Genomic DNA, 18,755 nt, shown 5'->3' with positions numbered 1-18,755 from the left:
GGGCAAGGGCTTCCATGGCAACCGAAGAACTGGTCAAGACGACAGGCATCGCCCATCACGGCGCGGAGCGGCTGCCGTCGGTGGACGTCGACAGCTTCAACATCGAGATCAAGGACGAGGACGGCTTCCTCGGCGATCGCGCCAGCAAGGGCGCGTTCCGCGATATCCTCGATCGCTGGCGCAAGCCGCTGCGCAAGACCGGCGAGGACCCGTTCGGCAAGGAGCCTTCGGACGAGATCAGCAAGAAGACGCTGGACGCCATACTGGTCGGCGACGACACCGAAGCCTCCGCGGTGGTGCACAGCGCGATCGAGGATTTCGCCCAGGAGCTCGCTTACGTCACCCGCCGTTTCCTCAAGACCAAGGCCTGGGCCAAGACCGAGCGCATCGTCGTCGGCGGAGGATTCCGCGATTCCCGGCTCGGCGAGCTCGCGATCGCGCGGGCCGAGATCATCCTGAAAGCCGAGGACTCCAAGATCGACATGATGCCGATCCGCCATCACCCCGATGAAGCCGGCCTGATCGGCGCGCTGCATCTGGCGCCGTCCTGGATCTTCGAGGCCCATGACAGCATCCTCGCCGTCGACATCGGCGGCACCAACATCCGCTGTGGCCTGGTTGAAACCAGCTGGAAAAAGGCAAAAGACCTGTCGAAGGCCAAGGTGGTGAAATCCGAGCTGTGGCGTCATGTCGACGACGAGCCGACGCGTGAAGGCGCGGTGAAACGGCTCACCAAGATGCTGAAGGGGCTGGTCACCGAGGCCGAAACCGAAGGCTTTAAGCTCGCGCCGTTCATCGGCATCGCCTGCCCCGGCGTGATCAACGCGGACGGCTCCATCGAGAAGGGCGCGCAGAACCTGCCGGGCAATTGGGAGAGCAGCAAGTTCAACCTGCCGGCGAGCCTGATCGAGGGCATTCCCGAGATCGGCGAGCACGACACCGCGATCCTGATGCACAATGACGGCGTGGTGCAGGGGCTGTCGGAAGTGCCGTTCATGCAGGACGTTGCGCGCTGGGGCGTGCTCACCATCGGCACTGGGCTCGGCAATGCGCGCTTCACCAACCGCCGCAAGAACGGCGGCAACGAAAAAGACCGTGACTCTACGGAGAACGGGAAGAAAAAGACCAAGAACGACAAGGAGTAACCTTGACTGGTTAGGTTAAGGGACGCTTTGCGTTGCGCGATGGCGGCTGCAAGCTACGGTCGAATCGTCGCTTCACTCGGCCGGCGAAGCCGCCCTTCCTGGCCAGTATTTCAATGAGCGGCAACGGGACCGCCAGTGTTTACCGCGTCTGGCGGTCCCACCCCTCCGTTGGGCTCCGAGATTCAGCCCCAGCCGATGCGCTGAAGGAATGCCGCGATCTCCGCGGCCGCGCGATCCGGATCTTCCCGATGCGGGAAGTGTCCGACGCCAGGGAACATCGCAACATCGACATCACCGAAGGTCTCCGCCAGCCGGTCGGTCCAGGCATAGGGAAACAGCGGATCGTGCTCGGCCCAGCGCACGCAGGTCGGCACATTGATCGGCGGCAGCCGCACGGCTTCCCCCTTCATCATCGCGATACGCCCGGCGTGCGAGGCGCGATAATGCGCAAAGCCGCCGGCGAGATTGCCCTTCTTGAAGTAATTGTCGGCGAAGTCGTCGAGGACGTCGTCGAAGGCATTTTTCCGGTGCGCCCAGCCCGTCAGGAAGTGGCTGATATAGAGTAGGCAGGTCTCGCGGCTCGCGCCGACGAGCCGCTCGGCCATCTCCATCTGGTGGAAGGACTGGTACCAGATGTGGTTGAGCCGGTCGGGTGCCGCCATGCGCGGCCCGATGCCAGGATAGACGAAGTCGAAGAAGAACAGCCCTGCCACCCGCTCGGGCGCCGTTCGGGCCAGCGGCTGCATGACGGCACCGCCGACGTCATGGCCGACCACGGCGAATCGCTCGATGCCGAGCCCGTCCATCAGCGCCAGCATGTCCGCCGCGTGGCCATCCGGCCCATAGGGCCCGTCCGGCTTGTCGCTGTCGCCGAACCCCCGCAGGTCGGGCGCGATCAGCGTGAAACGGTCCGAAAGCCGCGCCATCACCGGCTCCCAGGTCAGCCAGAATTCCGGCCAACCATGCAGCAAAAGCAGCGGTTTGCCCCGCCCGGTGCGGACCAGGTGGAAATTGGCGCCATTGGCCGCGATCGTCAGATGCTCCATGGCGGTTCCTCCGGAATGAGCGGGAAATGGATGAAGGAGGCGACGGATTTTCGTCCTTCGCGCCTTGTCTGGCCGGCCATCCTCGCCTATTACACGCCCCGACCACAGGGGTTCCTACCTCTTATCGGCACCTTCAGGAGAGGTGGCAGAGTGGTTGAATGCACCGCACTCGAAATGCGGCATAGGTGCAAGCCTATCGGGGGTTCGAATCCCTCCCTCTCCGCCATCTCAAGACTCCCGCCCCGATCGCTCCGCCAGCACTGCCCGCGCCGTTGCGACGAACGCCTGCGCCGCTGGTGACAGGGTTCGACCCCGCCGCTGGAGCAGCGACACCGGGCGCGTGATCGCTGGCCGCACCAGGGGTCTTGCGATCAGCGTCGGGAATTGATCGGCCGGCAGCATCGTTGCGGGGAGGATGGCAAGGCCGAGGCCCTGCGCGGTCATGGCGAGCGCGGTGTTGATCAGCGTCACTTCATAGGTCGGAACGAGGCGCTTGCCCTGCGCGAGCAGCGCCTGATCGATCTGCATGCGGATCCGCGTCTCGCGCCGCATCGCGATCGTCGGGAATTGCGCCAGCTCGTCCCATGTCAGCGCGCGCCGCGCGGCGAAGTCGGTGCTGCGCCGGCCGATCGCGCTCAGGCGCCCACGGGTCAGCGTCTCGACCGTCATCTCCGCGAACTCACCTTCGACGCTGCCGATCGCGAACTCCGCATCGGTTGCGATCATGCGCGGCACGAGATCGTCGGCGGCGACGTCGCGCATGTCGATCTCGATGTCGGGATGGCCTGCACGGAATCTTGCGAGCACCTGGGGCAGCAGCGCCGATGCAGCGCCGGCCGAGGCGAGAAACGCGACCCGGCCGGCGCGCGCCTGCGCGAGGTCACGCATCCGCCGCGACAGGCCCTGCGCATCGCTCAGCATCCGTTCGGCGTCGTGAAACGCCTCGTCGGCGGCCAGCGTCGGCTGCACCGAGCGCGTGGAGCGATCGAACAGTTTGACGCCGAGCTGGATCTCGAGCTGCTGGATCAGGAGGCTCACCGCCGATTGCGTGATCCCCAGCTCGCGCGCGGCGCGCGTGATGCTGCGCGTGCGATAGACGCCGGTGAAGGCCCGTAGCTGCCGCAAGGTGACGTTCATAGGCAAAGCTCATGAATTGATGAGTCCTTTCCGGCTTATCTCATAAGCGGACCTGCAATAAAATGCATGCTGCGCGGGTAACGAAGTCGCGGTGACGCCAGGGATGGAAACGAGCATGAAGACACAGGTACTGGTCGTGGGCGCCGGGCCCGTGGGATTGACCGCGGCGATGGACCTGGCCTCGCGCGGGATCGACGTCGTCGTCGCGGAAATCCGTCACGCCGGCGATCCACCCAGCGTCAAATGCAACCACGTCTCGGCCCGCTCGATGGAGGTCTTCCGCCGGCTGGGCGTCGCCGCAAAGCTGCGCGACGCCGGGCTGCCCCCGGACTTCCCCAACGACTGCTCCTATCGGACCACGGCGACCGGCATCGAGCTCTGCCGCATCGATATTCCCAGCCGCGCGCGCCGTTACACCGCAACCGGCGGCCCCGACACCTGGTGGCCGACGCCGGAGCCGCCGCACCGGATCAACCAGGTCTATCTCGAGCCGATTCTGTTCGCCCACGCCGCCGCCCAGCCGCGCATCACTATTCTGGCGCGCACGGAAATCACCGACATCGAACAGAACGGCGACCAGGTGGTCGCGCTGGCCCGCGACCTCGACAGCGGCAGCTCGCTGCGCATCGAGGCCAGCTTCGTGATCGGCTGCGACGGCAGCCGCTCGCTCGTCCGCAAATCGATCGGTGCGAGCCTGTCCGGCACGCCGGTGATCCAGCGCGTGCAGTCGACCTATATCGAAGCCCCGCAGCTCAAGGAGTTGATGGGCGCGCATAAGCCGGCCTGGATGGTGCTTTCGCTCAATCCGCGACGCTCGGGCACCACGGTCGCGATCGACGGTCGCGACCGCTGGCTGATCCACAATCACCTCAAGCCCGACGAGCCGGAGTTCGACACGGTCGATCGCGACTGGGCGATCCGCGCCATTCTCGGCGTCGACGCGCGCTTCGAGTACAAGGTTCTCAGCAAGGAGGACTGGGTCGGGCGTCGCCTGGTGGCCGATCGCTTCCGCGACCGCAGGGTCTTCATCTGCGGCGACGCCGCACATCTGTGGATGCCCTATGCGGGCTACGGCATGAATGCGGGCATTGCCGACGCCGTCGATCTCTGCTGGCAATTGGCGGCGCATCTGAACGGATGGGCGCCGGCGTCGATCCTCGATGCCTATGAAGCGGAGCGCCAGCCCATCACCGAGCAGGTGTCGCGCTTTGCGATGGACCATGCGATGAAGATGATGGCGCAGCGCGGCGGCGTCTCGGCAGAGATCGAGGATGACACCCCGCGCGGCCACGCCGCGCGCGCAGCGCTGGCGAGAGCGGCCTACGATCTCAACGTGCAGCAATATTGCTGCGCCGGCCTCAACTTCGGCTACTACTACGATGCCTCGCCGATCATCGCCTATGACGGCGAAACCCCGCCGCCCTACGCGATGGGAAGCTTCGCGCCCTCCACCGTGCCGGGCGCACGTGCGCCGCATCTGTTCCTGCGCGACGGGCGATCGCTCTACGACGCATTCGGTCCCGGCTACGCATTGCTACGGTTCGATCCGGCGATCGACGTGGCGCGGCTCAAATCCGCCGCCGCGGCGCGCGGCATGCCGCTCGCGCTGATCGACGTCGCACCTGATGAGGCGAACGGCGCCTATGCCGAGAAGCTGGTGCTGGTCCGGCCGGACCAGCACATTGCCTGGCGTGGGCAGACCGCACCCGAAAATCCGCAAGACTTGCTGGCGCGCATCACCGGCGCGGCGGCGTAACGCGACATCGAGCTGTCCGATCGACGGCGCAGGCCGTCGCGTCGGCGCCCACAAACAAGAACGCATTGAGGAGGGCAACGTGTTTCACACAAGGCGCCGCATTCTGGCCGTGCTGACGGCCGCGACTTTCACCGTGCTGCCGCTGGGGGCTGTCGAGGCGGCCTATCCGGAGCAATTGATCAAGATCATCGTGACCTTCCCGCCCGGCGGTAGTGCCGACACCGTCATCCGTGCGCTCGAGCCGCTGGTCACGGCCGAGCTCAAGCAGAGCCTTGTGATCGAGAACCGCGCAGGTGCCGGGGGCAACATCGGCATGGCCGCAGTCGCGCAGGCAAAACCCGACGGCTACACGCTCGGCGTCGCGCCGGCAGGCGCGCTGACGGTGAACCCGCACCTCAATTCGTCGATGCCGTTCGATCCGAAAGATCTTGTGCCCATCACCCTGCTGGCGGAAATTCCTTTCGTGCTCGTCGCGTCCGCGAGTGTGCCTGCGCACAATGCGGCGGAGACGATCGCGCTCGCCAAGGCCAAGCCCGGCGCGCTCTCGATCGGGCATGGCGGCAATTCCACCGCCATGCATCTGACCGCCGCGCTGTTCACGCAGAAGACGGGGATCAGCATGGAGCTGGTGCCCTATCGCGGGACCGCGCCGGCAGCGGTCGACGTGCTCGCAGGCCACGTTCCCTTTGCGGTGCTGGATATTCCGGCATCGCGGCAGCTCATCCTCGAACGCAAGCTCAACGCGATCGGCGTGTCTTCGGCGCGACGCCTTCCGTCCTTGCCTGATGTACCCACGCTAGCCGAAAGCGGCATCGCCGAGTTCGAATCCGTGGGCTGGTTCGGGCTGGTTGCGCCGGCCGGCACACCTGCGGACATTGTCGGCAGGCTGAACGATGCCTTCACGAAGGCCCTGAAAGACCCGTCGGTGGTCGAGAAGATCAGGACCCTCGGCGCCGAACCCGCGCCGATGTCGCCGGAGCAGTTCGGTCGCTTCATTCAGAGCGAAAGCACGAAATGGGGCAGGCTAATCAGCGAGGCCGGCATCAAGGCGAACTAGGTGTCGCTCGCGGCCGCATGAGGCGCCGCTGCCGTTCGGCGGCTCCACCGTCGTGAACGCGCAAAATCGCCGGCGAGGCGGGACTCTCGCCGGCGACGTTTCGGCATCAACAGGGTGCCTTCCTATTGCCGCGTCAGGCGAACCACGTCTTGCCTCAGCAAATACAGCGAGACGGCGAGCAGGACGACGTCCTTCATCAGGAAGGGCACGTTGCCGGTCATGGCGGGGAAGCCTCCCGCGGCAATGTCCCAGCCCTCCGGCATGAAGGGGATGATGGTGACCGTCGCGATGAAGGTGCCGGTCGCGCCGAGGGCGCCGAGCACGCCGAGCCGCTTGTCCCAGAAGCCTGCGAGCAGCAGGGACCCGAATGTCCATTCCGAGGCGCCCAGGAAGTAGCTGGCGCCGGCATGGCCGAACACCGGATAGAGCCACCAGATCAGCGGTCCGTTGCTGATGAACGGGACCAGTCGTTCGAATTCATACGGAAACCACTTCTGGTAGCCGAAGAAGGCAAACATGATCACCATCGAGGCGCGAACGACGTGGTAGTCGAGGTCCTCCGCCAGCAGGCCGGACCTTTCCAGGGCGCGGACGAGCGGATTGCGAGCGGTGGTGGATAGCGTGGTCATGATCGTGATCCTTTCATGCTGGAGATCCGACTGACCGCAGCGTCGCGTCAAGCGACGGCGGGAAAGTCGATCTCGGTGTCGTTGATGCGGTTGAAGACGTTGGTGAAGACGGTGGTCGCGAAAGCCAGGCTGATCTCGACGAGCTGGGCGTCGCTGTAGCCGGCGGCCTTGATCGCCGCGAACTCCTCGTCGCTGACGGTGCCGCTGGTTTCGGCCAGCTTGCGGACGAAACGGGCGAGCGCATCGCGCTTGCCATCGCCCGAAGGCTTGCCGTCGCGGATGTTCTTCAACTCGTCAGGCTTCAATCCGGCGAGCTTGCCAAGCAGGCTGTGCGCAGCCACGCAATAATCGCAGCCGGCGACGCCGCTGACGATCAGCTTGATGGTCTCCTGCTCACGCTTGCTGAGCGAGCCTGACGCCAGCACGGCATCGGCGGCGAGGACCGACTTGAGCGCAGCCGGGCCGTGAGCGGCGATGGCCGCGAAGGTGTTCGGCACGTTGCCGATCGCCTTCTTGATCTGCGCGTAGACCTGACCGGACGGACCGGTATCGGAGTCGAGATTGGGAACGGAAAGACGGGACATGATGGCACTCCATGTTTTGGGTGGTGAACGATTGCGGAGTGACTGTATGAGCCCGAAATGAGACTTTGAATGCCGAGATTGCTCAGTTATATGCTAGATCGTCTCACGATCGGTCGTTCTTGGAGAAGTCGCCATGGATTGGCTCAGCAGGTTGTTCGAGATGATGCCGGTGCGCGGGCGGCTGGACTTACGCTGCTCCTACGGTGCGCCATGGCGGATCGAGCAGGGGCCGGGCGAGGCGAACGAGGTCCCCTACCACGCGGTCGTCGGCGGCTCGGCCATGTTGGAGGATCCGGCCGGCGGCAAGCCGCTGCGGCTGGAGACCGGAGACATCCTGCTGCTGCCGGGCAATCCGCGCCACGTCATGCATGACGGCGGCGGGGCGCGGCCGAGGCCGGCGCGGAATCGCCCGGAGCTCAATCTCATTATCAGTGAGAACGCCGGCAAGGGAGAGCGGCTCGATCTGCTCTGCGGGCATTTCGCGATCGCGCCTCCGCACGACCGCCTGCTGCGCGACTATCTGCCGTCGCGCCTGGTCGTGCATGCCCGCGGTCACAATGGAGGCGAGAATGCCGCGCAGCTCGCGGGCCTCGTCGCGCTGATGCGCGGCGAGTCGGTCGACGATCATCTCGGCGGTCGCGCGATGCTCAATGCGCTGTCGACCGCGATGTTCGCGCTGGTGCTGCGGCTCGCAAGCGAGGCCGAGGATGCGCCGCCTGGTCTTCTCGCGCTTGCCGGCCATCCGCGCCTCGCGCCGGCGGTGGCCGCTCTCTTCAACGAGCCGGCGCGCGCATGGTCGCTGCCCGACCTCGCGCGCCTGTGCAACATGTCGCGCGCCACGCTCGCCCGGCAGTTCCAGGACAAGCTCGGGCGATCGGCCTCCGATCTCCTGACCGACATCCGGATGACGCTTGCGGCAAACGAATTGCGGAAGTCGTCCGCCTCGACGGGCACCGTTGCCGAGGCGGTGGGATACCAATCCGAAGCAGCCTTCCAGCGCGCCTTCAAGAGCCACATCGGCGTCACGCCGGCCCAGTGGCGCAAGATGCAGGAGCCGCCGGGGCGCGACATTTTCACGAGGGCCGTGTCGAAGCCGCGGGACCTCGGTTCATGACGTCTTCAACGCCCGCCGCATCACATCCCACATCCGCGGGTCGCTCATCTGCGCCACGTTGAACCGCAGGAAGCTCGCCGCCGTCTGCGACACGCTGAACACGTTGCCCGGTGCGAGCACGACATCCTCGCGCAGCGCCGCGCGTGCAACCTGCGTGGAGTCCTGCCCGCCGGCGAGACGGCACCAGAGGAAAAAGCCGCCGCGCGGCATCAGCCAGGGCTCTATCCCCACGGCCTGAAGCTTGCGCGCCACCTCGCGGCGGGCGCGCGTGAGCTTTTGCCTGAGCTCGTCCATGTGCTTGCGATAGCTGCCGCCCGCCAGCACCGTGGCGATGATCTCGGTCGCGACCGGACTTGGGCCGCCAAAACCAGTTGCGACCTGAAGGTCGACGAGATGCTCGATCCAGTCGGCTCGCGCTGCGATGTAGCCGCAGCGCACCGAGGCCGACAGCGTCTTGGAGAAGCTGCCGATGCGGATCACCCGGGTGAGCCCGTCGAGCGCGGCGAGACGCGGCGATCGCTCCGGTTCGAAATCGCCAAAGATGTCGTCCTCGATGATGGTGAGGTCGTGCGCGGCGGCCGCGGTCAGGAGCCGGTGCGCGGTCGGAAGCGAAAGCGACGCCGCGGTCGGATTGTGCAGCGCTGAATTGGTGATGTAGAGCCGCGGCCGCTCGCCGGCGAGGATCTCTTCGAAGCGCGCGACGTCCGGGCCCGACGGCGTGTAGGGCACGCCGACGATCTTGGCCTGATGCGCCCGCAGCAGCGCGCGAAAATTGAAGTAGCAGGGATCGTCGACGAGGACCGTGTCGCCGGGACGGAGCAGGAAGCGGCAGACGAGGTCGGTTGCCTGGGTGCCCGAGCCCGTCAGCATGAGCTGGTCGGCCGACGCCTCGATGGCGTCCTCGGCAAGGCGCGTCAGCAACAGCCGGCGCAGTGCCAGGGCACCGCGCGTGCCGCCGTAATCGGTCAACAGGCTCGCATCGGCGCGCGCCAGCGTGCGGACGGCACGCCGCAGGGCCGCATCCGGCATCCAGTGCGGCGGCAGCCAGCCGCAGCCGGGCTTCGGCACGGCTGCGTCGGCATCGAGCGATTGCCGCGAGACCCAGAACGGATCGACCGCCCGGTCCCGGCGCGGCTCGACCGCGGCAAGCGCCAGCGGCGGCGTGGCCGTCGGCGAAACATAGAAGCCCGAGCCGCGGCGCGCGCGGATCAGCCCCTGCGCCGCGAGCCGGTCATAGGCCTCGACGACCGTGGAGGGCGAAACGCCCATCGTTGCCGCAAGGCTGCGGATCGACGGCAGACGGTCGCCGGCGCCGAGCGCGCGGCCGGCGACCTTGGCCCGGATGGCGCCCATCACGTCGCTGGTCCGCGTTCCGCCCCGGCCTCCTGTTTGTCCTGCGCCGCCCAAAGTGTGTGGCCTTCCATATCCATACAGTTTGGTTCGATTGTACTGGATTGTCGCTGTTCTTGCCATCGGCCAGGGCCGAGAATCGCCGCTCAGAAGGAGTGGAGGTCACGTGCAATCTGCGGGCAGCGGCTGGGGCAACGGTCTTCTCGGCGTCATCATCTTCAGCGGCTCGCTGCCGGCGACGCGCGTGGCGGTCGGGGGCTTTTCGGCGCTGTTCCTGACCTCGGCGCGCGCAGTGATCGCTGCGCTGCTGGGTGCGGCCCTGCTCGGCCTGCTGCATCAGGCGCGGCCGGCGCGCAGGGATCTCGCTTCGCTCACCATCGTCGCTCTCGGCGTCGTGGTCGGCTTTCCCCTGCTGACGGCGCTGGCGCTCCAGCACATCACGTCGGCGCATTCGATCGTCTTCATTGGCCTGTTGCCGCTCTCGACCGCGATCTTCGCCGTGCTGCGCGGCGGCGAGCGGCCGCAGCCGCTGTTCTGGCTGTTCGCCGTCCTCGGCAGCGCCACGGTGGCGGGCTTCGCCCTGTCGAGCGACGGTTCGGCTTCGCTCACCGGCGATCTCCTGATGGTGGCGGCGATCGTCCTGTGCGGGCTCGGCTATGCCGAAGGTGCCGCGCTGTCGCGCCGCCTCGGCGGCTGGCAGGTGATCTCCTGGGCGCTGCTGCTCGCGCTGCCGCTGATGGTGCCGGTCGCCATCTGGACGTGGCCGCCGACCTGGAGCGGCGTCAGTATGCCCGCCTGGATCGGACTCGCCTACGTCTCCGTCTTCAGCATGTTCGTCGGCTTCATCTTCTGGTACCGCGGGCTCGCGACCGGCGGCATCGCGCGCGTCGGCCAGTTGCAGCAGCTTCAGCCGTTCTTCGGCCTCGCGCTCGCCGGCTTCCTGCTGCACGAGCCGGTCGCATGGAGCATGGTCGCCGCGACCGCGCTCGTGGTCGTCTGCGTGTTCTTCGCGCGGCGGTTTGCGTGAGGGCGCACGCTTCAGTCGACGCTCGTGAACTTGCTCGAACGCGCTTGGCATTGAGGCGATCATACCCGGCGCCATTGTCATGCGACGACCAGGCCTTGATCTAGATCAACGCCTGTTCCAGCACGCAGGGTCTCCTCTTATGGCGAGTTATCTCCTGACTGCATCACATGCCTTATTTTCCCAGTGACGGCACCAGCATCCGCATAGCAGTCCCGTTCGACGTTTCGTTGCGATCGGCGATCGGCATCCTCGCTCGAAGGAGAGAAATCCGCGCATCGTTGTTGGAGTGGCCATAGTCAATGGAATTTACGAGCCAGCTCAAAAATCCCAAGCGAAGGAGGACGTCATGCGACACGGAACTAAGTTGTGGTTAGCCGGTGCCGTCGTTGTCTGCGCAGCGATGGGCTCTGTGCAGTGGTCGGAAGAAGCCGGTCTTTCATTCTCGATCCAGAGCGCAGAGGCCCGCGTAGGGCGACCGGCGACGCCGGCGAGTGTCGCGGGCGTCGCGCGTCGAACGACGCGCCGTGCCGTGGTCGGTGGAGCGGCCGTAGGTGCAGCAGCCGCAGGAGCCGCTGTCGCGGCGCCAACTTGCGCCCGCGTGCTGGTCAATGGCGTCTGGGTCTGCCGCTAAAGCGCGATGAGATTAGGATGAATCGTCATCGCGCTTTAGGTTGTTGTTTGAGCATGATCTTTTCGGAAAACCGCTGCGCACTTTTCCGGATCATGCTTTAGAAGAACCGTCTTCTCTTGCTAGGTGATCGCCGCGACCGCGCTCGTGGTCGTCGGCGTGTTCTTCCCGCGGCGGTTGGCGTGAGGGCGCCGCCTCACGCCTGCCCCATCACGGTCTTTGTCAGCGTGCTCCGCGCGAATTTCTTCAGCGGCATCGGCTTGCCGAACAGATAGCCCTGCACCAGGTCGAAGCCGACCTCGTTCGCCGCGACGAGGTCGGCGCGGCTCTCGACGCCTTCGGCGACCGCGCACGCGCCGTAGCCCTGCGCGAGCTCGACGATGTGACGGCACACCGTTCGCTTAAGGCGATCAGTGCCGCTCCCGGTGACGAAGTGCCGGTCGGCCTTCAGCTTGACGAAGGGAATCTTGTCCAGCCCCATCAGCGCCGGCCAGTTGGCGCCGAGATTGTCGATCGCCAGGGCGATATTGTGCAGGCCCACCTCGCGCGCGACCTCGGTGAGCAGGTCGAGATCGCGGGTTGCCTCCTCGCTGTCGATCTCGATCGTCAGTCCGCCGAAGGCCGGATGCGTCGGCACCCGGCGGCAGAGATCGCGCACCGCGTGCGGCTCCCTGAGATACGCGGCGGGCAGATTGATCGACAGATCGACCGGGCTTTGTTGCTCGAGAAGATAGTGCCAGTCCTGCATGGCGCGCTCGATCACGAATTCCGACAGGTCGCGCAGATGCGGATCGTGCGCCTCGGGAATGAAATAGGCCGGCGGCACCACGCCCCAGGTCGGATGCCGCATCCGCACCAGCGCCTCGGCGCCGCTGCGGATCAGCGTGCGCGCGTCGATCTTGGGCTGGTACCAGAGTTCGAGCCAGCCGGCATGCAGGGCCTCGCCGACATGCACCGCCGGGCTCGGCGCCGGCTCCTCCGGCAGCAGCATCGTGACGCGTTCGCGCAGCGTCTCTGCGGCAAAGGGCGTGGTCAGCGGCGGCAGCATCGCAAGACCATATTCCTCGCCGACCTGCTGCACGGCCCTGACGATGATCGATTCGCGGGCGCCGACGGCCAGAACCTTGCCGGCAAATGCCTCGCGCACCAATATCTCGAGGAATCGCCCCGGCTCGATGCCATCGGCGGCGACTCCGAGCAGGATCAGGTCCGGCAATTCGGTGGCGAGCACGGTTTTCAGCTCGTCCGCGCTGGCGCACTCGCTGGTGACGAAGCCGAGGTCCTCGAGCACTTCGCTGAGGAAGGCGCGCAGGTGACGCTTGCTGTCGGCCACACAGGCGCGCGGCGTCACCTTTCGCCGTCCGAAGGTCACAGGCCTCCGGCCGACGAGTTCAACAATCCCATCGTTCATTGCACACCACTCCCGTTCCGTGACGGTTTCTTAAACGCCGAGCGTGGGTTCAAATAAGGAGAGCTTCACATCGTTCTTGAATTATTTGAGTAACGTTAAGCTTTGCAATTCGAGCTAATTTGTCGACAGATTCTTCGAAAAGAATTTGCATACCCAAGCACCGCGCGCGCAACGACAGCCAGCGCATGTGGAATTTCTCCCGCGCGCTCGTTCGGTGCGCTGCTGATCGACGGATGACGTCGAACCATGCAGTTGCATCGCCCTCCGATGCAACGACGAGGCCTGTCGGAGAATTAATTGGCGGCGGCTTTTTCGTGTTGTGCGAGCCCGACCGCCTTATAATCGTACGTCGGATAGAACTCGGTGCGGTAAGAGCCCCACGCGGTGTCCTCGATGACACGGTTGACCTCGCGCAGCCGCGAGGCCGGCAGGCGCAACGTGATCACCTGGCCTATGCCCATCATTACATACCAGCTCACGACTTCGACGCCGGCCGGAGGAAACGCCTTGTAGAAGCCCTGCTTCTCGAGTTGCGCATTCAACTCGTGCAGCGGGCGGGACTGATCGTGCTTGAAGAAGACGGTGAGCAGCACCGCGTTGTCGGCGGTCGGCGCCGCATTGCCTTGCGGCGGCGTCGTCTGCGCCGTCGTCGTCGATGTGAGCGCGAGCGCGCTCACGAGCAGGGCCGTGATCGTCACTGTCAGTCGATGCGCTCTCATCGCGAACTCCTTGCGCCTTGGTCTTTCGCTGCATCGGAAGATAGAAGCGGTGGCTACAGCCGAGGAACTCATTTTCGCGCGATGCGCGCATGTTCCACCTTTCGCGCGTGACAGTTCTGCGACAATGCGCCCGCGTCCGGCGGCGCGAATGTGAAGCACATCACACGTGCACTGCTGCGCCTGCGCTATTGCTCCGCACAGCCGGTGGTGGGCTGTCGAGGATCGCAGCTATGTCGATGCGGCGTATGATGCATTGGTGGTTCAGATTCGTGCTGTCAGGGCGGTTTCTCGATCGCTTCCTGTGCCTGCCGCGCGCGCCTTAGAGCATGACCCGGACCCGAAGGGCCGCGTCAGCGCAACGTGTGGAGCGGTTTTCCGACAAGATCATGCTCATCGATAAAGCTAAAGCGCGTCGCGCTTTAGTGGTGGCGTGAGATCAGGTCTGTCCGATCAATTTGCGAAACGCCGCCGCGCCGTCCTGCATCGCGTCGCGTCCCTTCCAGGCGAGGTAGGTCAGCTTGCCGCCGAGCGTGTCGTGGCTGCGCAGCCGGCGCGAGCCGAGAATGTGGCCGACATTGGCGGGGAAGCGGCTCACCTCGGCGGAGACGAGCGCTGCGATCGCGTCCATCAATTGCTGCAGCCGGACGCCCCATTCGCAACTCTCGATGCCGTCGATGCGGACCTTGAGCGCATATTCGATGTCGTAGATCTCGGCGAGCAGGTCGCGCGCGACCAGAACCCGGTTGTGCCGGAGCGCGACCCTGAGAGCGAGGCGCTTGTCGTCCAGCCGGTCGAGCACCATGGGGACGACGCAGGCATAGGGCGTGGCGGCGACGTCGGCCACGCTCTTGCTCGCGGCGGCCTTGGTGGCGAGACGCACCAATTGCCAGGACGGCTTCAGGCGTCTCGCCAGCAGCGCCAGCGCGAAGGGCAGCGCGTCGGGATGGGCCTTCCTGAAGGCGTCGAGCTGCGCGGTGATCTGGGCAACCTGGCCGTCGTCGAACTTCGCGATCTTCTCGGGCAGTCTCTCGTTGAATTTCGGCAGCGCATCGCCCGCGCGCAGCACGTGCTGCATCTTCATCACGTCGTCGAAGGCCGTGCGCGAGGCGGTGTATTGGGCGAGCTTGCCGCGTGCCAATTCGGCGCTCTCGGACGAGGCGAGGGTGTTTTCGAGGACCTTGACGACCTTGATCTGAAAGGTCGACGCGATCTTCTGCACTTCCTTCGGGTTGTTGGCGGCGACCTGGTCGTTGATCGCCTTGATGTAGTCGCGCGCCATGGTCGGCAGCAGGTCGCGGCAGATCCACTCCCAGATCGGGGTGAGGGTGTTGCGCGAAAGCCGTCCCGCATTGGCATGCTCGGGTGCGCCGTCGATCAGGAGCAGCTCGAGCGGCGCGAAGAAATAGCGCGAGGGACTGGTGGCGCGCGCCTGGGTCGATCCGTCCTTGCGAAACTCGGCGCGCAGCCGGGCCTGGATGTCGGCCGAGCCCGGCATGTCGATGCCGCACAGCTCGAGCCGCTCGAGCTCGCTGAGCAAACAGCTGCGCGACAGCGGCGTCAGCCTCTGCAAGAACCCCGACAGCCGATCGATCTCGTTCATGGCACGCAATCTTTCGCAGCGTTTCCCGCAGGCCTAACAGGCCCATGCGTGGAGGCATTTGCGCGCTCTCAATCCTGCTTAGAGAACCAAGTCACCGTTAATTTATCCGTAAAACCCGGGGCTGCGGGCACCCGCCGGGATGCGGTGGTTAAGGAGGCTTTCCGCTTGCCTGCCCAGGAATCGGGCTGGGTTCTCAACCTCTGCGGGGCTGCGGGACAGCCGTCGCAAGCATTAATTGTGCCGATGCCGCCCTTTTAGCGTAAAACTGACAAAATCACCGTAGTCTTACGGAGCAAAAAGTTAACCACAGAACCGCTTTGGTTCCGCTAAACGAGTCACATGGAGTCACAGAACGATGCGGCCACTGATTCGCGGCCGTCGGAATGGTACGAAAGCAACGCTGCTCCGACTGACGAGCCCGATTTCGTTCGCCTGAACGCGGCCCGCGCCAAGGCGGCCGACGAGATGGCCGCCGCCATCGCGCGCGAACTCAACGGTCCCCTGACTGCGCTTCTGCTCTACATGGGCGAGATCAAGCATCACAGCGATCAGCTCGCACCGGTCTCGGGCGACCGTGCTTATTTGCAGCGGGTGGTGGAGAACGCGCTGGCGCAGACCGAGCGTGTTTGCGGTCTCGTCAAGCAGCTTGCCGGTCCTCACAAGGGCGGCTTGCCGGTCCCGCCCAGGACCGAGGGCAGGACCGAGGGCGCGGAATCGAAGGCCGCCCGCGCGCCCCAGCAGCGCGTGCCGAGTGCCGAGCTCCTGGGCCTTTCTGGCCAGAAGCGGCTGACCAAGCGCGAACGCGAGGTATTGAGGCTGATCAGCGAGGGGTATTCGAACAAGCAGGGCGCGCTTCGGATGCAAATCAGTCCGCGCACGTTCGAGAGCCATCGCGCCGAGGCGATGCGCAAGCTTGGTGCGCGCAACACCGCGGACCTTGTCCGTGCGGCGCTGCTGCATTCGATCGACTGAAGTTGCTCTATGCCGCCGCCGGCGGCGGCTCCGAGGCATATCGAGAGAACCTTGGAGCCCGATCGCGCTCAGAAATAGTCTTCAGCGAAGGGGCGCGTGCGCGATGAGGGCCGCAGCGGCCTGGGCGCTTCCTTCGGCGCGTTCGGGATGATCGTGATGGTCCAGCAGGGAGGGGTGCTCGATTCCTTTTCCAGCACCGAGCGCACGAAGCCAGTCACCGTCGCTTCGCCAGCCTTCACGGTCGCCATGCGGCCGTTGAACTGTGCGATACGGAAGCGACGGACTTCCTTCTGGTCCGCGGTCTCATAGGTGAACATGGAAACCCTCCTGGTTTCCGGCGACTATCACCACCTATGATTAGTCATCTGTGAAAATCCCAAACCGTAGAAGTACGGCGGAAATGCACGCGATGGGTTAGCCCCGCGGCTCCTGCGCGCGCCCGGCGGCGTAGGCAGCATCCATCAGGTCGAGCAGATCGCGGAATTCGGCGTCGCCGAGCGTCTCCGCTGTTGTCTCCAGCCGCAGCGCCAGCGCTGCGAGCCGCAGATAACCGAACGTCCCGGCCGCGCTCTTCAGCGAATGCGCTTCGCGCGCGATCCTGGTGTGGTGCTGTGCGAGCGAGAGCGTGCGGAACAGTTGCAGGCGCGCGCAGGTCTCGCTCCAGAACACCGCGCGCACTTCGCAGGCGCCGTCCTCGCCGATCTCGCGCACCAGCGCCGCGTAAGCGCTCGGCTCGCGCGCCGGCTCGGCATCGAGGGCTCGCCGTGCAGGCGCGAGGGTCACTTCAAACATGGCTTTGCCCGCCTTGATCACCGGTTCGTTTGTCGCGCGGCCCGTATTGCGCGCGGCATGACCGTGTCTACGGCATTTGAATTTCAGTTCCGGTAGCAGGACGGAAAGCGTTTGCGGCCCGGCGTTAGCCGCCGGTTTACCATTCCAGTGGCGTCGTCAGCGCGCGCCGAGCAGCCGGTCGTACTGGGCCTTCACAATGGCGTAGCACTCGCACGCCGTCTGGCGCAGGCCGTCCAGATTGACGATCTGGATGTGTCCGCGGCTGTAGTGGATGAAATTGGCCTGCTGCAAGGTATTGGCGACCAGGGACACGCTGTTGCGCCGCGCCCCGATCATCTGCGCCATGGCCTCCTGGGTCAGCAGCAGCCGGTGCTCGCCCGACAGGTCATGGGTGTGCAACAGGCAGCGCGACAGCCGCGACTCCACCGGATGGGCGGCGTTGCAGCCCGCGGTCTGCTGGACCTGCGCGTAGACCGCCAACCCGTGGCGCGTGAGCAAGGTTCGCACGGTGCCGCTCTGGTCGGCCGCGCAGCGCAGCCGGTCGAGGTCCATCACGGAGGCTGTGCCGGGGACCAGCACGATCGCCGTGTTGAGCGCGCACGCATCGCCCATGGTCGAAAGCGTTCCGAGCAGGCTGTCGCGGCCGATCATCGCGACCTGCACATGCTCGCCCTTCGCAAGTTTCACCACCAGCGAGATGACGCCGCGGTGCGGGAAATAGGCACGCGTGAGCGTCTCGCCGGTTTCGGCCAGCACCGCGTCATGCGGCAGGTCGACCGTGCGCAAATGTGGGCGGATCAATTCATAATCATCTGCCGACAGCGCGGACAGGAAACCATTGGATGGACGCACCATCGTTTCCAAAGCTGCCTCCCATCTCTTGAGCCGGCGAGCCGCTGTGAGCCAATTCACTCCCTGCGCGAGTAAGTGCCATCATGTTACCGTCGGGATATATTGGCAATTGGGACAAGATGTCCGTTCATGCCGATCGCCCCTCGTTGTGTGCACCTCGGCACGCAGGCGGATGGCGCGGGCACGACGCTGTCGCGGGCCCGGCATCGCGCCGTGCGGGACGTAGATGTATCTCAGTGCGGCGCCCACCTTGCCCAAGACAGTTTCCCTGACCATTTCGACCGTCGCGAGATGTGTTCGCCCGCCCTCGGCTTCCTCCGGATGGCGCTGGAGCTCGGTGCGGCGCGCTGTCTGCGCAAGCCGTTCACGCACGCGCCTGGGTTAGCGCGGCATAGGCCGCAGCGGCCATGGAGTAACCGTTCGTTTACCGCACTCACGGCCTCTGCTGATCGCCGCGAAGCGCGGATCGGCGGTCGCGACCGCGCGCCCCGATTACCGGCGGTTTGATTCAATTTCACGCGGGGCCGTGCGTATCGCCCTTCACCAGCAGGGCTTTTTCGCGCGCCTCGTCCCGCCGTTCCCCGGCGCGTCGACCGAGCGCTTCTCCTCCTCTCGGCGCTGTGCCGGTCTTGCCGAAAAACGCTGTCGCATGCAGGGCGAACGGCAAACTTGTCTTCAATATCCGTATTAGCACGGAGGCTGAAATTAACGGGACCGTGAAAGGGGATGTCTAACGATCAAAAAGCGGACTTCCGTCGATTACAAGCGCGGTGCTCAGGCGTCGAAGTCCAGCTCAGTAAGGCGTACCCCATGGATGATCTGTTGCGGGAGTTTTTGACGGAGACCAGCGAGAGCCTGGACACCGTCGACAATCAGCTGGTGAAGTTCGAGCAGGAGCCGAACAACGCCAAGATCCTGGATAACATCTTCCGCCTG

General features: G+C 65.3%; 18 protein-coding genes, 1 tRNA gene and 1 pseudogene. 8 read left to right on the top strand and 12 right to left on the bottom strand.

The window, feature by feature from the left end; translation table 11 throughout:
- The first annotated feature begins 14 nt into the window (after window positions 1-14).
- Entirely contained in the window at window positions 15-1,145 is a 1,131-nt protein-coding gene (locus GPL20_RS17205) for an ROK family protein (protein ID WP_157330708.1), read from the top strand.
- A 182-nt stretch (window positions 1,146-1,327) separates the two neighbouring features.
- Here GPL20_RS17205 and GPL20_RS17200 read toward each other — a convergent pair whose 3' ends face one another.
- Complete coding sequence (locus GPL20_RS17200; protein WP_157330707.1) at window positions 1,328-2,191, bottom strand: alpha/beta fold hydrolase; 864 nt, start codon at window positions 2,189-2,191, stop codon at window positions 1,328-1,330.
- A gap of 136 nt (window positions 2,192-2,327) precedes the next feature.
- On the opposite strand from GPL20_RS17200, the gene GPL20_RS17195 reads away from it, so the two are divergent.
- Window positions 2,328-2,417, top strand: a tRNA-Ser gene (locus GPL20_RS17195).
- Between the two features lie 2 nt (window positions 2,418-2,419).
- Here GPL20_RS17195 and GPL20_RS17190 read toward each other — a convergent pair.
- Window positions 2,420-3,328: a LysR family transcriptional regulator gene (locus tag GPL20_RS17190; protein ID WP_157330706.1), complete on the bottom strand. Its 909-nt coding sequence runs from the start codon at window positions 3,326-3,328 to the stop codon at window positions 2,420-2,422.
- 115 nt (window positions 3,329-3,443) lie between these two features.
- Here GPL20_RS17190 and GPL20_RS17185 point away from each other — a divergent pair, with 115 nt between their 5' ends.
- Together GPL20_RS17185 and GPL20_RS17180 are read left to right on the top strand one after the other, a co-directional pair.
- Window positions 3,444-5,084, top strand: coding sequence for an FAD-dependent oxidoreductase (locus GPL20_RS17185; protein ID WP_246250641.1), 1,641 nt, complete (start codon window positions 3,444-3,446; stop codon window positions 5,082-5,084).
- 79 nt (window positions 5,085-5,163) lie between these two features.
- Window positions 5,164-6,141, top strand: coding sequence for a Bug family tripartite tricarboxylate transporter substrate binding protein (locus GPL20_RS17180; protein ID WP_254126499.1), 978 nt, complete (start codon window positions 5,164-5,166; stop codon window positions 6,139-6,141).
- A gap of 122 nt (window positions 6,142-6,263) precedes the next feature.
- Here the strand turns inward: GPL20_RS17180 and GPL20_RS17175 are convergent, their stop codons facing one another.
- Both GPL20_RS17175 and GPL20_RS17170 read right to left on the bottom strand, forming a co-directional pair.
- Complete coding sequence (locus GPL20_RS17175; protein ID WP_157330704.1) at window positions 6,264-6,770, bottom strand: YkgB family protein; 507 nt, start codon at window positions 6,768-6,770, stop codon at window positions 6,264-6,266.
- A 47-nt stretch (window positions 6,771-6,817) separates the two neighbouring features.
- A complete protein-coding gene (locus tag GPL20_RS17170; RefSeq protein ID WP_157330703.1) occupies window positions 6,818-7,354 on the bottom strand; it encodes a carboxymuconolactone decarboxylase family protein in 537 nt (178 codons plus the stop codon).
- A gap of 133 nt (window positions 7,355-7,487) precedes the next feature.
- Here GPL20_RS17170 and GPL20_RS17165 point away from each other — a divergent pair, with 133 nt between their 5' ends.
- A complete protein-coding gene (locus GPL20_RS17165) occupies window positions 7,488-8,468 on the top strand; it encodes an AraC family transcriptional regulator (protein ID WP_157330702.1) in 981 nt (326 codons plus the stop codon).
- Here the strand turns inward: GPL20_RS17165 and GPL20_RS17160 are convergent.
- A complete protein-coding gene (locus GPL20_RS17160; protein WP_246250647.1) occupies window positions 8,463-9,821 on the bottom strand; it encodes an aminotransferase-like domain-containing protein in 1,359 nt (452 codons plus the stop codon). The genes GPL20_RS17165 and GPL20_RS17160 overlap by 6 nt on opposite strands.
- A 163-nt stretch (window positions 9,822-9,984) precedes the next feature.
- Between GPL20_RS17160 and GPL20_RS17155 the strand changes: the two genes are divergently transcribed.
- Window positions 9,985-10,845: a DMT family transporter gene (locus GPL20_RS17155; RefSeq protein ID WP_254126501.1), complete on the top strand. Its 861-nt coding sequence runs from the start codon at window positions 9,985-9,987 to the stop codon at window positions 10,843-10,845.
- A gap of 824 nt (window positions 10,846-11,669) precedes the next feature.
- Here GPL20_RS17155 and GPL20_RS17145 read toward each other — a convergent pair.
- The 3 genes from GPL20_RS17145 to GPL20_RS17135 form a co-directional block, all read right to left on the bottom strand.
- Window positions 11,670-12,884, bottom strand: a complete 1,215-nt coding sequence (locus GPL20_RS17145; protein WP_157330698.1) for an EAL domain-containing response regulator — start codon at window positions 12,882-12,884, stop codon at window positions 11,670-11,672.
- 293 nt (window positions 12,885-13,177) lie between these two features.
- Complete coding sequence (locus GPL20_RS17140; RefSeq protein ID WP_157330697.1) at window positions 13,178-13,603, bottom strand: hypothetical protein; 426 nt, start codon at window positions 13,601-13,603, stop codon at window positions 13,178-13,180.
- A gap of 436 nt (window positions 13,604-14,039) precedes the next feature.
- Window positions 14,040-15,203, bottom strand: a complete 1,164-nt coding sequence (locus GPL20_RS17135; RefSeq protein ID WP_157330696.1) for a hypothetical protein — start codon at window positions 15,201-15,203, stop codon at window positions 14,040-14,042.
- Between the two features lie 339 nt (window positions 15,204-15,542).
- Between GPL20_RS17135 and GPL20_RS17130 the strand changes: the two genes are divergently transcribed.
- Window positions 15,543-16,175, top strand: coding sequence for a helix-turn-helix domain-containing protein (locus tag GPL20_RS17130; RefSeq protein ID WP_157330695.1), 633 nt, complete (start codon window positions 15,543-15,545; stop codon window positions 16,173-16,175).
- Between the two features lie 68 nt (window positions 16,176-16,243).
- On the opposite strand, the gene GPL20_RS17125 is transcribed toward GPL20_RS17130, so the two are convergent.
- The 3 genes from GPL20_RS17125 to GPL20_RS17115 form a co-directional block, all read right to left on the bottom strand.
- A complete protein-coding gene (locus GPL20_RS17125; protein WP_157330694.1) occupies window positions 16,244-16,492 on the bottom strand; it encodes a hypothetical protein in 249 nt (82 codons plus the stop codon).
- 97 nt (window positions 16,493-16,589) lie between these two features.
- Window positions 16,590-16,967: an Hpt domain-containing protein gene (locus GPL20_RS17120; protein WP_157330693.1), complete on the bottom strand. Its 378-nt coding sequence runs from the start codon at window positions 16,965-16,967 to the stop codon at window positions 16,590-16,592.
- Window positions 16,968-17,123: 156 nt separating this feature from the next.
- Window positions 17,124-17,822, bottom strand: coding sequence for a Crp/Fnr family transcriptional regulator (locus GPL20_RS17115; RefSeq protein WP_205751178.1), 699 nt, complete (start codon window positions 17,820-17,822; stop codon window positions 17,124-17,126).
- Between the two features lie 294 nt (window positions 17,823-18,116).
- Between GPL20_RS17115 and GPL20_RS40300 the strand changes: the two are divergent.
- A pseudogene (locus tag GPL20_RS40300) lies at window positions 18,117-18,326 on the top strand (hypothetical protein); the annotation flags it as partial.
- A 7-nt stretch (window positions 18,327-18,333) separates the two neighbouring features.
- On the opposite strand, the gene GPL20_RS17100 reads toward GPL20_RS40300, so the two are convergent.
- Entirely contained in the window at window positions 18,334-18,486 is a 153-nt protein-coding gene (locus GPL20_RS17100; protein WP_157330690.1) for a hypothetical protein, read from the bottom strand.
- Window positions 18,487-18,755: the final 269 nt, after the last annotated feature.

Origin of the sequence: Bradyrhizobium cajani (assembly GCF_009759665.1) — a bacterium.
Classification (GTDB): Bacteria; Pseudomonadota; Alphaproteobacteria; order Rhizobiales; family Xanthobacteraceae; genus Bradyrhizobium; species Bradyrhizobium cajani.
The sequence above is the reverse complement of the archived record's forward strand: the minus strand, read 5'-3'. Positions and strand labels throughout refer to the sequence as shown.

Bases quoted from the DNA above. Each gene is read 5' to 3' on its own strand.
- GPL20_RS17175 (WP_157330704.1), bottom strand. From the start codon at position 6,770: ATGACCACGCTATCCACCACCGCTCGCAATCCGCTCGTCCGCGCCCTG.
- GPL20_RS17185 (WP_246250641.1), top strand. From the start codon at position 3,444: ATGAAGACACAGGTACTGGTCGTGGGCGCCGGGCCCGTGGGATTGACC.
- GPL20_RS17130 (WP_157330695.1), top strand. From the start codon at position 15,543: ATGGAGTCACAGAACGATGCGGCCACTGATTCGCGGCCGTCGGAATGG.
- GPL20_RS17120 (WP_157330693.1), bottom strand. From the start codon at position 16,967: ATGTTTGAAGTGACCCTCGCGCCTGCACGGCGAGCCCTCGATGCCGAG.
- GPL20_RS17135 (WP_157330696.1), bottom strand. From the start codon at position 15,203: ATGAACGAGATCGATCGGCTGTCGGGGTTCTTGCAGAGGCTGACGCCG.
- GPL20_RS17160 (WP_246250647.1), bottom strand. From the start codon at position 9,821: ATGGGCGCCATCCGGGCCAAGGTCGCCGGCCGCGCGCTCGGCGCCGGC.
- GPL20_RS17115 (WP_205751178.1), bottom strand. From the start codon at position 17,822: ATGGTGCGTCCATCCAATGGTTTCCTGTCCGCGCTGTCGGCAGATGAT.
- GPL20_RS17205 (WP_157330708.1), top strand. From the start codon at position 15: ATGGCAACCGAAGAACTGGTCAAGACGACAGGCATCGCCCATCACGGC.
- GPL20_RS17190 (WP_157330706.1), bottom strand. From the start codon at position 3,328: ATGAACGTCACCTTGCGGCAGCTACGGGCCTTCACCGGCGTCTATCGC.
- GPL20_RS17145 (WP_157330698.1), bottom strand. From the start codon at position 12,884: ATGAACGATGGGATTGTTGAACTCGTCGGCCGGAGGCCTGTGACCTTC.
- GPL20_RS17200 (WP_157330707.1), bottom strand. From the start codon at position 2,191: ATGGAGCATCTGACGATCGCGGCCAATGGCGCCAATTTCCACCTGGTC.
- GPL20_RS17165 (WP_157330702.1), top strand. From the start codon at position 7,488: ATGGATTGGCTCAGCAGGTTGTTCGAGATGATGCCGGTGCGCGGGCGG.
- GPL20_RS17125 (WP_157330694.1), bottom strand. From the start codon at position 16,492: ATGTTCACCTATGAGACCGCGGACCAGAAGGAAGTCCGTCGCTTCCGT.
- GPL20_RS17170 (WP_157330703.1), bottom strand. From the start codon at position 7,354: ATGTCCCGTCTTTCCGTTCCCAATCTCGACTCCGATACCGGTCCGTCC.
- GPL20_RS17140 (WP_157330697.1), bottom strand. From the start codon at position 13,603: ATGAGAGCGCATCGACTGACAGTGACGATCACGGCCCTGCTCGTGAGC.